We start from the raw sequence: 14,293 nt of genomic DNA on the forward strand, positions 1-14,293 counted from the left end.
AGAGGCATCATGAATTTAGTGAAAGTAATGTCATTTGATTTTAGGAATATTTTAAGGAATCCGGTTCTCATTTTAGCCAATACGATTTTTCCTTTCATTCTTATTCTGATCATGGGCTTTGTCACAAAAAATAGCTTTGGGGCAGGCCGTATCAGTTCCTATGATTATTACGGGGTGAATATGATGATTTTCTCAGCGGCTCTGATCGCGATGACCGCGTCCAACACATTTATGGAAGAAAAGGTGAAGAGAGGGAACATTCGCCTTGTATACGCACCCGTTTCAAAGACAAGTATTTATCTTTCAAAATTACTATCAACTTACATATTCAGTGTGATTTTGTACACCATGAATGTATGGACGGCTCAAACGATTTTTAAATTGAACTTTGGCGGTGAAGACCTTCCGTATATCTTGCTTTTACTGCATGTCTTTTTGTTCTTTGGCTGCTGTTTCGGCACCATGTTTTGCTGCATTTTCAAAAATGAAGAACGGGCGAATAGCATCATGCAAATTCCAGTTGCTTTTTTTGTTTTTTTAGGAGGCGTTTTTTTCGGGATTCATAGATTTGGAGATACCGTAAATGAAATTTCCGTATTTTCTCCGGTTAAATGGGTAGCGGAATGCTCATTTCGCCTCATTTATGATCATAATTTCAGTATTTTGCTGCCTGTGGTATCCATTCTTCTCTTGGCTTCAGTCGTTTGTATTGCCGTTTCCCATGTTGTTTTTAAGCCGGAGGGATATGTATGCTGAATCTATTCCGAAATAGGTGGGAACGAATACTGGCCAAGAAAGCCATTATTATCATTGCAGTAATCATCATTCCGCTGATGGTTGGAGCAGCCATTCTTTTTTCCGGTAAACCGGTCTTAAAAGAAACCATTGCATTTGTTACGGAGCAGGATGAGATGAAAAATCTCCCCAAAGATCCTGCCTTTCGAGTGGTTATGGTCCATCAAAAGCCGAGGTTCTCTGATCTTGTGTTAGGAAAATATGCAGCAGTTGTAGAAAAAAATCATCAAGACTATAAGGTAACCACTTTGAAAAGTAAAGCTGATGAAAAAATGATTCGGGAGCTTTTTGAGACTGGGAAAATGCCGATCAGCTATAAAGGAGAGGATAAAATAAGGACTGAAAGGGGGACAGGTACAAATATTTTAGGATTTATCGTGATGCTTGTTTTTATGCAAGGTGTCGCGCTTACTGCCTTGTATCCTGAAGATCGGATGCTTAAAACCTTTAGGCGGATTTTAGTGTCACCTGTAAACGAGAACAAATATCTGATTGTTCAGTTTACCTTTACATTTTTATGTCTATATATACCAACCTATCTGGCCATTGTGATGACTACATTATTATTTCATGTGGATATTGGCTTTCGCTTGGACATTTTTGCTGAACTGCTGGCTGTACTCGCAGTGCTTGCAGCGTCATTCGCTATTTTTATGGCTTCAGTTATGGATCGAAACCTAAGCTTGGTGACGAGCGGAATCAGTGTGGTTACGTCTGTATTGTCAGGCTGCTTTGTTTCTTTTACGCCTAATCTTCCCGTCTTAGATGTACTCTGTACCATTTTGCCGCAAAAAGCATTCATGACCTTAATCCATGGAATAGAAATGGGGCAGACAGTGCGGGAATTCAAAATTCAGCTTTTTTATATCTTTCTTTGCTCGGCATTATTTTATGTCTTTGGAGGCTTTATTTCAAGAAGCAGGACAAAAAAAGGGATTTATTAATGGATGTCACTAGATGTATAGAGCGCTGCGAATCTTTTTTATATGACAAGGCTTCGTCTTCGTCAATACCGCGATGAATGTAGTCTTTTTGATTGCCGTTGCTGTAAGTATTTTCAGCTATGATATTTTGGAAGGAACCCATAAGAGGGAAAGGCAGACGAGAGATTAGTAGGGAAGAGTAGCAAGAGAATGTCTTATCATTCTCTTGCTTTTCATGATTTTATAATAGAATAAACATTTGTATCATAAGGTACACCGCTTTGGTACATATATTGTCTTAATACGCCTTCTTTTTCAAATCCCATTTTTAACAGCAAACGATTTGACGCTTCATTTTCCCTAAAAACAACTGCACCGATTCGCGTTAGTCCAAGGATGCCAAAGCCGTAAGACACAATTTCTAATGTGGCTTCTGACGCATAGCCATTTCGCCAATTTGCCGGGCTGATTTCATAACCGATTTCTGCACGTTTATGCTTGGGAGCCAAAGCATGAAATCCAATCGTACCGATGAGTTCTTTGGTGTCTTTTCTTTCAATTCCCCACCGTATTCCTCGCTTTTCTTGATAATTGTCGGCAAACTGATGAATCATTGTTTTTGCCTGATCTATACTTTCAAAGGGATCAAGTCCGTAGTAGCGTGTGACGTCATGGTTTGAAAAACAAGAAAAAATGGCTTCCGCATCTTTCTCTGTCATCTCTCTTAGAATAAGTCTGTCGGTTTCTAATACAGGAAACACCAAATCCCTCCCTAATGATGTATGTAGGTTTATCATATCCCTTTTATTTCCTCTTTTCTATATAGAAAGTGAATTTGTTGAAACAAAGGATCGAATTTGTTTTTCTAAATCCTCTTTGTTTTTCTTAAATTGTTTTATTCGATGACCGTTCGCGCCCGATGGGTGAGGGAAGCCATGAAGGCAGGTCAGCTGCCAGTTGCTGTTTTGCCTGATCAGCGTTTCACAGACTGTTTCGGCTGCTTTGCCTAGCGGGATAAGAAGAACAGGGCCCGATAGCTTTTCAAGTTCAGCGGGGAAATACTTATATGCATAAGTGCTTAGCATAGATGAGCGGGGGATAACCGGACTATGTCCTGTATAGTTTTTCTGCTGAATGAAAACAGGGTATTTGATAACAGAAGTGGTGTGAAGCATATGGCGCAAGTCGCCGAAAAGCTGTGCGGCGCTTTGAATGCCTAAAACCTGTGGCAGTCCGCATTGATCCAGCATCGTGATCAGGTTATGTCTCATAGTTCCAGAAAGTCCTGCCGCTTTTTTGGTGTCTAAAGCCATCTGTTCTAGAGAACGGCCTTTGTGCAAGCTTTCGATGGCTGTTTCATAAGCTGTTTTCATTTGTGAAAAACCTGGCGTTATGCCTGAAATCACAATCGAAGCAGCTTGATTGATATATTCATTGTGAGGTGAATAGTACATTTCTAGCGCGTTTTCTTGGTTTATGCGAAATGGGGGAGTAAACAAATCTGTTTTCGAAAGCGGTCTTGATACCGGAAGAGTATGTAGTTTCTCTGCAAATGCTGCCAAACCGCTGTGGTTTCCAATCATGGGCTTAACCTCCCTAAAATTGATATCCCATTGTCCATTTTAAACGTAACAACGGGATATCATTCATATTTAACCTCTATTCAATTGTCCAGCATGCCACACCTCTTTAACTGCTTGAGGCGCTTCTTTCACTTCAGCAGCAGTCTGCTGCAACGCAGTTTTTTTCATTTCAACATCGTATTGAATCATTTTTTGCTTTTGAGACAGCTGCTGTGCTTCCATTTTTACCACTTCAACTTGTTTTTGCATTGATTGCGTAACTGCGGTGAGTTCCTTCATGGTGGGATCTATTTTTTTCTTGTTTTGAATCACATTTATCCCTAAGTAAATGATTGAAATGGCTATTACTGCAATACTGATATAAACGATAACCATATGTTCACCCCTTTTCTAATGTCATACCCTATTTCGCCTATTATAATCAGGTGAAATGTTATCTGCGCAGTTCATATAATTTGCGTATTGGTTTTCATGTGCTTATAATGTGTTATCGTACATATGTAAACAAAGAAAGGGTGCTTCAATTGCAAAGTTTACAAAATAAAACGGCTCTTATCACAGGCGGAGGCAGAGGGATTGGACGCGCTACAGCTCTTGCGCTTGCGAAAGAAGGCGTAAATATCGGTTTAATCGGACGCACTGCCGCTAATGTTGAGAACGTCGCAGAAGAAGTAAAAGCACTTGGTGTGAAAGCTGCATTTGCCGCTGCGGATGTAAAGGATGCGGCACAGGTTGATCAAGCTGTGGCTTCTATTAAAGAGGAGCTTGGCGAGATTGATATTCTTATTAACAATGCCGGAATCAGCAAATTTGGCGGATTCTTAGATCTATCCGCTAATGAGTGGGAAAATATCATTCAAGTGAACCTAATGGGTGTATACCATGTTACTCGTGCGGTGCTTCCTGAAATGATTGAACGCAAAGCTGGTGACATTATTAATATTTCTTCTACAGCCGGCCAAAGAGGAGCAGCTGTCACAAGCGCATACAGCGCATCTAAATTTGCCGTTCTTGGGTTAACGGAATCTCTCATGCAAGAAGTGAGAAAGCATAATATCAGAGTGAGCGCGTTAACGCCGAGCACTGTCGCAAGTGATATGTCGATTGAACTGAACCTGACAGACGGTAATCCTGAAAAGGTTATGCAGCCTGAGGATCTTGCTGAATATATGGTGGCTCAATTGAAATTAGATCCGCGTATTTTCATTAAATCTGCAGGATTGTGGTCAACAAATCCGTAAAACGAAAGCCTGTCTAGTGACAGGCTTTTTTTATTTGAATTCAATCCGCACAGGTAAATGTTTAACCCCAAACACGAAAGGACTTGGTACCGCTTCAAGTTTCTGTTCATCATCAGCTTTTTCAATATAAGCTGACATAGACAAGAGGGAGGAAAGAGCGATTTTTGCTTCGAGTCTGGCCAACGGTGCCCCGAGGCAAAAGTGAATTCCGAACCCAAAGCTGAGATGGGGATAGGAGGGGCGGTTAATGATAAAACGATCAGGTTCAGAAAATTTAGCTTCATCCCGATTGGCTGACGCGACCCAGCTGATAACGGAAGATCCTTTCTTTATCAATGCTCCGCCAAGCGTTATATCTTCTGCTGCAACTCGTCCGATGGCTTGAACAGGCGGATAATAGCGGAGCGTTTCTTCTATTACATTGGGGACATAGTCTGTATTTTGTCTTAACTGTCGTTGCATGGCTGTGTCTTCCGTGATATAGCGAACAGCATTTGCGATCAAGTTAGTAGTCGTTTCGTTTCCCGCGACAAGAAGAAGAATGCAAAAACCGAGCAGCTGCTCTTCTGTTAGATATTCTCCATCCACCTCTGACTGCAAAAGCATTGTAATCAAATCTTCTTTTGGGTGAGCTCGTCGTTTTAATAGAATGTCTCTAAAATAGTTGCTTAAGAATGCGTGGCCGTCCCGGCGTTTTTGAACCATGTCATCAACAGCTTTGTCTGAACTGTCCTTCGCTCCGGATACGAGTACGTCGGAGTATGTTTTGATGATGTACCGGTCTTCAATCGGTGCTCCAAGCATTTCAGCAATGATAATAACAGGAAGGGGGCCTGCTATATCATCTATCATATCGATTGTGTCTTTTTGCCGCGCCTCCTGTAAGAGGAATGCTGTAACGTCTTTTATGCGGGTTTCGATTTGTTTCACTGCCTTTGGAGTAAACGACTTGTTGACGAGTGCGCGTAATTTGGTATGTTTCGGAGGGTCCATTGTTAAAATGCTTTCTGCCTGTATGCCGCGTTTAGATGAAAAAAGTTTGGGATTTTTCAGGACGAATTGAACGTCATCATATTTAAAAACATCCCAGCAATCACGCTGTTTGTCATAGCGGACAGGAGACAATTTCCGAAGCTTCTTATAAATGGGGAAGGGAAAAAGACGGTCTTTTTCAAATTGTAATTCTTTCATGGGGATTAAGTTGGCGTAACGTTCATCTTTGGCAGGACGAGCTGCTTGCTTTGTCATTTTATCATCTCCTTTATCCATACGTTATCAAAGGCTGTTTTTCAATTCAACGGACATATATTGAAGAAAATGTGAATCGGACAATAGTTTTAAATTGAAGATAATAGTGAAAACAAGTTATAATGAACAAAACAAACTATGTACCGAATGTTCATTATATATTTTATTCTCTCTAGCCATATAAACATCAAACACAAAATAACTTGATTAACCAAGCCATTAATAGAAAGAAGGATAACAATAGAAAAAATTGAATATTTAGTACATAGTATTCTCAGTTTACAGAGAAGGAGTGCAGACGATGAAAGAAGAAAAAAGAAGTTCCACTGGATTTTTGGTCAAACAGCGCGCATTTTTGAAACTTTATATGATTACCATGACTGAGCAGAAAAGACTCTACGGATTAAAGCTTCTAGAAGTGCTTCGATCAGAATTTAAAGAGATTGGTTTTAAACCAAACCATACAGAGGTTTACCGGTCTTTGCATGAGCTCCTTGATGATGGGATATTAAAACAAATCAAAGTAAAAAAAGAAGGGGCTAAGCTTCAAGAAGTTGTCCTCTATCAATTTAAAGATTATGAGGCAGCCAAGCTGTATAAAAAACAGCTGAAAGTGGAGCTGGATCGCTGCAAAAAACTGATTGAAAAAGCACTGTCAGATAATTTTTAACATAGAAAAAACCCGGTATAGCCACGAGTATCGGGTGTTTTCTGTTTTTCATTATACATATTTGTCGAAATGAAACAATACAAATCAATAGTGACCTTCAAACTTGACATCATTTCCTCACGTGGTAACATTTTAAACGTGTGAAAATACGAACAAAAAAGCGAACAAAGGAGATGTTACCGATCTTTGATCAAAAAAAGGTAGCTTTTATTGGAGCCGGATCTATGGCGGAAGGAATGATATCAGGTATCGTTCGTGCCAAAAAAATCCCTAAGCAAAACATCTGCGTTACAAACCGCAGCAATACGGAGCGATTAGCTGAGCTTGAACTTCAATATGGAATCAAAGGCGTGGCGCCGGATCACTTATGTATTGAAGACATGGATGTGCTCATTTTGGCGATGAAGCCGAAAGATGCCGAACACGCTCTGTCATCATTAAAAACACGTATCCAACCCCATCAATTAATATTGTCGGTGCTAGCCGGCATAACCACCTCTTATATTGAACAATCATTGCATAATCAACAGCCGGTTGTCAGAGTAATGCCTAACACATCAAGTATGATCGGCGCTTCTGCAACTGCCATCGCGCTTGGCAGGCATGTGACAGATGATTTAGAAAAACTGACGGCGGCTTTGCTCGGCTGTATGGGTGAAGTGTATACAATCCAGGAAAATCAAATGGACATTTTCACGGGAATTGCCGGCAGCGGCCCTGCTTATTTTTATTATTTAATGGAATTCATCGAAAAGACGGGCGAAGAAGCGGGACTCGATAAACAATTATCACGAAGCATCGGTGCACAGACACTCTTAGGTGCTGCAAAAATGCTGATGGAAACAGGAGAACAGCCTGAGGTGCTGAGAGACAATATCACCTCGCCAAATGGAACGACTGCTGCCGGATTGCAGGCTTTGAAGAAGAGCGGCGGCGGAGAAGCTATTTCTCAAGCCATTAAACATGCAGCTAAGCGTTCAAAGGAAATTAGCGATGATCTTGAAAAAACAGCGGCACCGCTATAAAACAGGAGTGATAAAGTGACGTCTGAAACAGAAATGAAAAGAGTTGTCGTGAAGATCGGCAGCAGTTCATTAACAAGTCTTCATGGGGAAATCAGCATTCGGAAACTGGAAGCTTTAGTGGACCAGGTCGCCAAACTAAAAGACGCCGGGTATGAAGTCATCCTGGTTTCTTCCGGCGCAGTAGCTGCAGGATATCGCAAGCTCGGATTTCTTCAACGGCCAGAAAATCTGCCTGAAAAACAAGCGTCTGCTTCAATCGGTCAAGGATTGCTGATGGAGGCTTATTCAAAGCTGTTTTTGGCGCACGGTTACGTGGCTTCCCAGATTTTAATTACGAGAAGTGACTTTTCTGATGAATACCGATATCACAATGTTCGGAACACAATGAATGTACTGCTTGAACGCGGTATTATCCCGATAATTAACGAAAATGACACAGTGACCGTCAATCGGCTTAAGTTTGGCGATAATGATACACTCGCAGCGAAAGTCGCCGGATTAATCGATGCGGACCTGCTTGTGATTTTATCGGATATCGACGGTTTATATGACGGCAATCCGCGAAATAATCCAAAAGCGAAAAGGGTGCAGCGGGTCAGTGAGATTACACCGGAAATTGAAGCGTGCGCAGGCGATACAGACAGCGATGTCGGCACCGGAGGCATGAGATCCAAACTGGATGCGTTTAAAATTGTGATGGCATCTGGCATTAAAGGATTTCTTGGCCAGGCAGACACCGCCGATATATTATATCAAGCTGTTCATGGAGAGGCGGAAGGTACCTATTTTGAAGCTGAGGGAACGCTTCCGTTGAATCAAAAAGAGCAGTGGATCGCTTTTAATTCCGGACCAGAAGGTGAAATTGTGTTATCAGATGACTGTTCCGGCCAAATAGCTGACGGTCAATCGAGTATATACCCAGATGGTGTAAGGGAGATTAAAGGAAAATTTAAAAGCGGCGCTGTTGTCCGCCTGACTGATTCTCATGGTGAAGACATCGGCCTCGGGATCGTCAATTATTCTTCCGCGCAGCTTGAGACACCCGAAAAAAATAAAGGTATGAAAAACAAAGCTGTGATTGACCCGGAAGCGTTTGTATGCCATTTGGATTTATCTTTGCCTGTATATTAAATAGAAGACATACACGAAAAAAACCCGAACTTCCGCACAGAAGCTCGGGTTCTTTTTTTATTGATACTGTTCCAATTTCGAGAAAAACTGTATGACAAACTCATAAAAATCCTGCGCTGACGGTGCAAGCTCTCTGTTTTTCGGCTTAATAATTCCGACAGTCCGTTTAACTTGAGGAAACTCAATTGGAATTTTCACAGTAAATCGGGGTGTCGTTTCAGCAAAAGTGCTCTCTGGCAGGAGGGTGACACCCATACCTGCGGACACCAATCCTTTGATAGCGTCCAAATCCTCACCCTCCGTAGAGACAAGAGGGGCAAACCCGGCCTGTTTGCAAGAGTCGATCGCCATTTTTCTGAGCACAAATCCTTCCGGAAACAACACAAATTGATCGTTGCGCAAATCGATTAAATGCACCGTTTTTAGTTTGGCAAGCGGATGATTTAAAGGTACAAGCGCGTAAATTTTTTCTGTGAATAAGATATTTCCTGCTATATCTGGAAAATTCGTCGGCACAGGGCCTAATAACGCTAAATCGATATCGCGGTTTCTGACAGCTTCAATCAGAAACTTATAAGAGCCTTGGCGCAGCAAAAACTCGACGTGCGGATATTCTTCTTTAAATGCCGAAACGACAGTCGGCAGAAGCTGACTGGCGAGGCTTGTAGGAAAACCAATTTTTACTGTTCCGCGATGCGGGTCAAGGTACTCATCAATTTGTTCTTTTGCATAATCGATGGCTTTCATCGCTGTTTTGACATGAATTAAAAATTCTTTTCCAATCGGAGTGAGTTTGATATTTCTCCCTTCACGCTCAAATAAAGTGACATTTAATTCTTCTTCAAGGTTTGCAATTTGTCTGCTGATGGCTGATTGGGCCACATGCAGATAATCAGCGGCTTCTGAAACGTGTTCTCGCTCAGCAACCTCCATAAAATAGCGCAGTTGGCGCAGCTCCATGTATGTTTCACATCCATCTATCTCATTTTGAGATTCTTTTGATCTAAATTATATATTGTTTATATCGTTTTGAAAACCTACAATAATATTAGAGTTGTTAGATTTTATGACCGGTATTATCGGAAACTGATCGGGGGAGAGGAATTATGACTTACAATCAAATGCCAAAAGCTCAAGGTCTCTACCGTCCTGAATTTGAACATGATGCGTGCGGAATCGGCCTATATGCGCACTTAAAAGGCAAGGCGACACATGACATCGTCAAACAGGGGCTGCAGATGCTTTGCCAGCTCGACCACAGAGGAGGCCAAGGCAGTGATCCGGATACGGGAGACGGCGCCGGCTTACTGGTTCAAATCCCTGATGCTTTCTTTAAGAAAGAGTGCAAAGACATCAATCTGCCGGAAAAAGGACGTTACGGGGTAGGAATGGTCTTTTTCTCGCAGAAGGAAGATGAAAGAAAAAAAATCGAAAAGCAAATCAATGCACTGATTGAACAGGAAGGCCAAGTTGTGCTTGGATGGAGAACTGTACCTGTAAATGTCGGAAAAATCGGAACAGTAGCACGAAAAAGCTGTCCTTTTGTCCGTCAAGTATTCATTGGCGCAAGTTCTGACCTGGAGGACGATTTGTCCTTTGAGCGAAAATTGTATGTCATTCGTAAACAGGCTGAAAACTGGGGAGTAACGGAAGGTCTAGATTTTTATTTTGCCAGTCTTTCAAGCCAAACTATTGTTTATAAAGGCCTTTTAACACCTGAACAGGTTGATGCGTTTTATTCCGATCTGCAAGATGAGACATTCGTATCTGCTTTTGCGCTAGTTCATTCACGCTTCAGCACGAATACCTTCCCTACATGGGAAAGAGCACACCCAAACCGCTATTTGGTTCACAATGGTGAGATTAACACCCTTCGAGGAAATATCAACTGGATGAGAGCACGTGAACAGCAATTTGTGTCTGAAAGCTTTGGTGAGGATCTCAATAAAATTCTTCCGATTCTGAATGCTGACGGCAGTGACTCTTCCATTTTGGATAACGCATTTGAGTTTTTCGTTATGGCGGGACGCAAGCCGACACATACGGCGATGATGCTGATTCCTGAGCCATGGACAGAAAATACGCACATGTCTAAAGAAAAAAGAGCGTTCTACGAGTACCACAGTTCATTAATGGAGCCTTGGGACGGCCCGACTGCCATTTCATTTACTGACGGAAAACAAATCGGTGCAATCCTTGACCGTAATGGTTTACGTCCGGCTCGTTATTATGTGACAAAGGATGATTATATTATTTTCTCATCTGAAGTCGGCGTTATTGAAGTTGAACAGGAAAATGTTTTATATAAAAACCGCCTTGAACCAGGAAAAATGCTTTTAATTGACCTGGAAAAAGGCCGCATCATTTCTGATGAAGAAATAAAGACACAAATCGCAACTGAATATCCATACCAAAAATGGCTTGAGGAAGAGCTCGTGCAAGTGAATCCTGATCCGGAAACAAGAGAGGAAGAGCAGTTCGCGGATCTTCTAACGCGTCAGAAAGCGTTTGGATACACATATGAGGATATTCAAAAATATTTAATTCCTGTTATTAAAGAAGGAAAAGATCCTCTCGGCTCAATGGGGAACGATTCGCCGCTTGCTGTTTTGTCTGATCGACCGCAATCGCTGTTTAACTACTTTAAGCAGTTGTTTGCACAGGTTACCAACCCGCCGATTGACGCGATTCGCGAGCAGCTCGTGACTTCAACAATGACTTGGCTCGGAGCAGAAGGCGATCTCCTTCATCCAAATGAACGAAACGTCCGCCGAATCAAACTGTATACACCCGTGTTATCAAATGAGCAGTTTTATGCACTGAAAACAATCGTCCATCCAGATTTAAGAAGCCAAAAAATTAATGTGTTGTTTTCAGAAGATCTTGAACGCGGGTTAAAAGACATGTTCACCCAAGCTGAGAAAGCAATCAGCCAAGGCGTAAGTCTTTTAATTTTGTCGGATAGAGCAATGAGTGAGCAGTTAACGCCAATTCCTCCGTTGTTAGCAGTCAGCGCACTGCACCAGCATTTAATCCGAAAAGGATTGCGCACGAAAGTCAGCATTATCGTTGAATCGGGAGAAGCACGTGAAGTTCATCACTTTGCAGCTCTAATCGGCTATGGTGCTGATGCTGTTAATCCTTATCTGGCATATGCAACCTACAAGCAGGAGATTGACGAAGGCCGTTTGGATATCAGCTATGAAGAAGCGGTCAGCAAATATGGAAAAAGCATTACCGAAGGTGTCGTAAAAGTGATGTCGAAGATGGGAATTTCTACTGTACAGAGCTACAGGGGCGCCCAAATCTTTGAAGCGGTAGGAATCAGCCGTGACGTAATTGACCGTTATTTTACGGGAACAGCATCACAGCTCGGCGGCATTGACTTAAATACCATTGCGGAAGAGGCTCAGCGACGCCACCAGGAAGCGTATCAAGATGATTACAGCAAAACGCTTGAACCGGGAAGTGACTTCCAATGGAGAAACGGCGGAGAGCATCATGCGTTTAACCCGAAAACGATTCATACCTTGCAGTGGGCGTGCCGCAGAAATGATTACAATCTGTTTAAACAGTATACGAAAGCGGCAGATGAAGAACGAATCGGATTCCTGCGAAACCTGTTCTCATTTGATGAAGACCGCAAGCCTCTAAAAGTGGAGGAAGTAGAATCTGCTGAATCGATTGTCAAACGTTTTAAAACAGGTGCGATGTCATTTGGATCATTAAGCAAGGAAGCCCACGAAGCATTAGCGATTGCGATGAACCGCTTGGGCGGAAAAAGCAACAGCGGTGAAGGCGGAGAAGATCCAAAACGCTTTGTGCCGGATGAAAACGGCGATGACAGAAGAAGTGCGATTAAACAAATTGCATCCGGACGATTTGGTGTAAAAAGTCATTACTTAGTCAACGCCGATGAGCTGCAGATTAAAATGGCGCAAGGCGCAAAACCGGGAGAAGGCGGACAGCTGCCGGGCAATAAAGTGTATCCTTGGGTTGCCGATGTCCGCGGATCAACACCTGGGGTCGGATTGATTTCACCACCTCCGCACCATGACATTTACTCAATCGAGGATTTAGCCCAGCTGATTCACGATTTGAAAAATGCGAACCGTGATGCAAGAATCAGCGTGAAGCTGGTCTCGAAAGCGGGTGTCGGAACGATCGCTGCGGGTGTTGCTAAAGCAACTGCAGATGTCATTGTGATCAGCGGTTATGACGGAGGTACAGGTGCTTCACCTAAAACAAGCATTAAACATACAGGGTTACCGTGGGAGCTGGGCCTTGCAGAAGCGCACCAAACCTTAATGCTGAACGGACTCCGCGATCGAGTTGTATTAGAAACAGACGGAAAGCTTATGACAGGCCGGGACGTTGTCATGGCCGCATTGCTCGGCGCCGAAGAATTCGGTTTCGCAACTGCTCCATTAGTTGTTCTCGGCTGTGTTATGATGCGCGCCTGCCATTTGGATACATGTCCTGTCGGGGTAGCGACTCAAAATCCTGAACTTCGCAAAAAGTTCATGGGAGATCCTGATCATATTGTGAACTACATGCTGTTTATTGCTGAAGAAGTCCGTGAATACATGGCTGCATTAGGTTTTAAAACGTTCGATGAAATGATCGGCCGCACTGACGCACTTAACGTGAGTGAGCGGGCAAAGGCGCATTGGAAAGCGAGCCAGCTTGATTTGTCCACACTTCTTTATCAGCCGGAAGGCGTACGGACATTCCAAACACCGCAAAACCATAAAATTGATCAATCGCTCGATATCGCAACGATTCTTCCTGCTGTAAAAGATGCCATTGAATCTGGGAAAGAAGCTGATATTTCAGTCGAAATCAATAACACAAACCGTGTAGCAGGCACTGTAACAGGCAGTGAAATTTCGAAACGTTACGGTGAAGAAGGACTTCCGGAAGATACGATTAAGCTGCAATTCACAGGGTCAGCCGGCCAAAGCTTTGGAGCGTTCGTTCCTAAAGGCATGACGCTTTATTTAGACGGAGATTCAAATGACTACGTCGGAAAAGGTCTGTCTGGCGGAAAAATCATTGTCAAATCACCGGAAGGATTCAACTCCGCATCACATGAAAATGTGATTATCGGCAACGTGGCATTCTATGGTGCGACGAGCGGAGAAGCATATATTAACGGCCGTGCAGGTGAACGCTTTGCCGTTCGGAACAGCGGTGTGAATGTTGTTGTTGAAGGCATCGGTGATCACGGCTGTGAATACATGACAGGCGGAAGTGTTGTCGTACTGGGTGATGTCGGCAAAAACTTCGCGGCTGGTATGTCCGGCGGAATCGCGTATGTATTGGCCGAAGATGTAAAAGCATTTAAACGCAAATGCAACCTTGAAATGATTTTGTTTGAGTCATTAGAGGATGAAAAAGAAATTCAACAAGTTAAAGCAATGCTTGAACAGCATGCTGCGTATACAAACAGCCAAAAAGCTGCAGACCTGCTTGAACAGTGGGAAGACAGTGTGAAAAAATTCATTAAAGTGATTCCGAAAAACTATAAACAAATGCTTGCGAGCATCGAAGAGCAAAAAGCTGCGGGCTTTTCTGAGGAAGAAGCCGTTATGTACGCGTTTGAAGCCAATACGAAACCAAAGCAGAAAACAGCGCCGGCGGGACAAAAACAAGCGGTAGTGCAGTAAGGAAGGGG

Annotated in this window: 12 protein-coding genes; 7 read left to right on the top strand and 5 right to left on the bottom strand. The window is 42.7% G+C overall.

Annotated elements, in window-relative coordinates; translation table 11 throughout:
• Positions 1-9: 9 nt before the first annotated feature.
• Together V6D42_RS05080 and V6D42_RS05085 are read left to right on the top strand one after the other, a co-directional pair.
• Complete coding sequence (locus V6D42_RS05080; protein WP_333512551.1) at positions 10-756, top strand: ABC transporter permease; 747 nt, start codon at positions 10-12, stop codon at positions 754-756.
• Positions 750-1,739, top strand: coding sequence for an ABC transporter permease (locus V6D42_RS05085; RefSeq protein ID WP_333512552.1), 990 nt, complete (start codon positions 750-752; stop codon positions 1,737-1,739). Before V6D42_RS05080 ends, V6D42_RS05085 begins: the two co-directional genes overlap by 7 nt.
• 212 nt (positions 1,740-1,951) lie before the next feature.
• Here the strand turns inward: V6D42_RS05085 and V6D42_RS05090 are convergent, their stop codons facing one another.
• From V6D42_RS05090 to V6D42_RS05100, 3 genes are all read right to left on the bottom strand, one after another.
• Positions 1,952-2,479, bottom strand: coding sequence for a GNAT family N-acetyltransferase (locus tag V6D42_RS05090; protein WP_333512553.1), 528 nt, complete (start codon positions 2,477-2,479; stop codon positions 1,952-1,954).
• 57 nt (positions 2,480-2,536) lie between these two features.
• Entirely contained in the window at positions 2,537-3,301 is a 765-nt protein-coding gene (locus V6D42_RS05095) for a hypothetical protein (RefSeq protein ID WP_333512554.1), read from the bottom strand.
• A gap of 69 nt (positions 3,302-3,370) precedes the next feature.
• Positions 3,371-3,676 carry a DUF948 domain-containing protein gene (locus tag V6D42_RS05100; RefSeq protein WP_333512555.1) on the bottom strand — a complete coding sequence of 102 codons (306 nt, stop codon included), beginning with the start codon at positions 3,674-3,676 and terminating at the stop codon, positions 3,371-3,373.
• A gap of 149 nt (positions 3,677-3,825) precedes the next feature.
• On the opposite strand from V6D42_RS05100, the gene V6D42_RS05105 reads away from it, so the two are divergent.
• Positions 3,826-4,542, top strand: coding sequence for a 3-ketoacyl-ACP reductase (locus V6D42_RS05105; RefSeq protein ID WP_333512556.1), 717 nt, complete (start codon positions 3,826-3,828; stop codon positions 4,540-4,542).
• Positions 4,543-4,572: 30 nt separating this feature from the next.
• Here the strand turns inward: V6D42_RS05105 and V6D42_RS05110 are convergent, their stop codons facing one another.
• Positions 4,573-5,790 (bottom strand): cytochrome P450, encoded by a 1,218-nt coding sequence (locus tag V6D42_RS05110; RefSeq protein ID WP_333512557.1) that lies wholly within the window; start codon positions 5,788-5,790, stop codon positions 4,573-4,575.
• A gap of 301 nt (positions 5,791-6,091) precedes the next feature.
• Here V6D42_RS05110 and rtp point away from each other — a divergent pair, with 301 nt between their 5' ends.
• From rtp to proB, 3 genes are all read left to right on the top strand, one after another.
• Positions 6,092-6,460, top strand: coding sequence for a replication termination protein (gene rtp / locus V6D42_RS05115; RefSeq protein ID WP_010334473.1), 369 nt, complete (start codon positions 6,092-6,094; stop codon positions 6,458-6,460).
• Positions 6,461-6,606: 146 nt separating this feature from the next.
• Complete coding sequence (gene proC / locus V6D42_RS05120) at positions 6,607-7,485, top strand: pyrroline-5-carboxylate reductase (protein WP_168749441.1); 879 nt, start codon at positions 6,607-6,609, stop codon at positions 7,483-7,485.
• A 15-nt stretch (positions 7,486-7,500) separates the two neighbouring features.
• On the top strand, positions 7,501-8,616 hold the full coding sequence (gene proB / locus V6D42_RS05125; protein ID WP_333512558.1) for a glutamate 5-kinase: 1,116 nt from the start codon (positions 7,501-7,503) through the stop codon (positions 8,614-8,616).
• Between the two features lie 57 nt (positions 8,617-8,673).
• On the opposite strand, the gene gltC is transcribed toward proB, so the two are convergent.
• Positions 8,674-9,576 (bottom strand): glutamate biosynthesis transcriptional regulator GltC, encoded by a 903-nt coding sequence (gene gltC, locus V6D42_RS05130; protein ID WP_333512559.1) that lies wholly within the window; start codon positions 9,574-9,576, stop codon positions 8,674-8,676.
• A gap of 146 nt (positions 9,577-9,722) precedes the next feature.
• Here gltC and gltB point away from each other — a divergent pair, with 146 nt between their 5' ends.
• Positions 9,723-14,285, top strand: coding sequence for a glutamate synthase large subunit (gltB, locus tag V6D42_RS05135; RefSeq protein ID WP_333512560.1), 4,563 nt, complete (start codon positions 9,723-9,725; stop codon positions 14,283-14,285).
• Positions 14,286-14,293 lie beyond the last annotated feature (8 nt).

The sequence above is a fragment of the Bacillus sp. 0909A genome, from assembly GCF_036765115.1.
GTDB lineage: Bacteria > Bacillota > Bacilli > Bacillales > Bacillaceae > Bacillus > Bacillus mojavensis.

Excerpts from the sequence above, each read along its gene's own strand:
- V6D42_RS05085 (WP_333512552.1), top strand. The coding sequence starts at position 750 with ATGCTGAATCTATTCCGAAATAGGTGGGAACGAATACTGGCCAAGAAA.
- V6D42_RS05100 (WP_333512555.1), bottom strand. The coding sequence starts at position 3,676 with ATGGTTATCGTTTATATCAGTATTGCAGTAATAGCCATTTCAATCATT.
- V6D42_RS05095 (WP_333512554.1), bottom strand. The coding sequence starts at position 3,301 with ATGATTGGAAACCACAGCGGTTTGGCAGCATTTGCAGAGAAACTACAT.
- V6D42_RS05080 (WP_333512551.1), top strand. The coding sequence starts at position 10 with ATGAATTTAGTGAAAGTAATGTCATTTGATTTTAGGAATATTTTAAGG.
- gltB (WP_333512560.1), top strand. The coding sequence starts at position 9,723 with ATGACTTACAATCAAATGCCAAAAGCTCAAGGTCTCTACCGTCCTGAA.
- gltC (WP_333512559.1), bottom strand. The coding sequence starts at position 9,576 with ATGGAGCTGCGCCAACTGCGCTATTTTATGGAGGTTGCTGAGCGAGAA.
- rtp (WP_010334473.1), top strand. The coding sequence starts at position 6,092 with ATGAAAGAAGAAAAAAGAAGTTCCACTGGATTTTTGGTCAAACAGCGC.
- V6D42_RS05110 (WP_333512557.1), bottom strand. The coding sequence starts at position 5,790 with ATGACAAAGCAAGCAGCTCGTCCTGCCAAAGATGAACGTTACGCCAAC.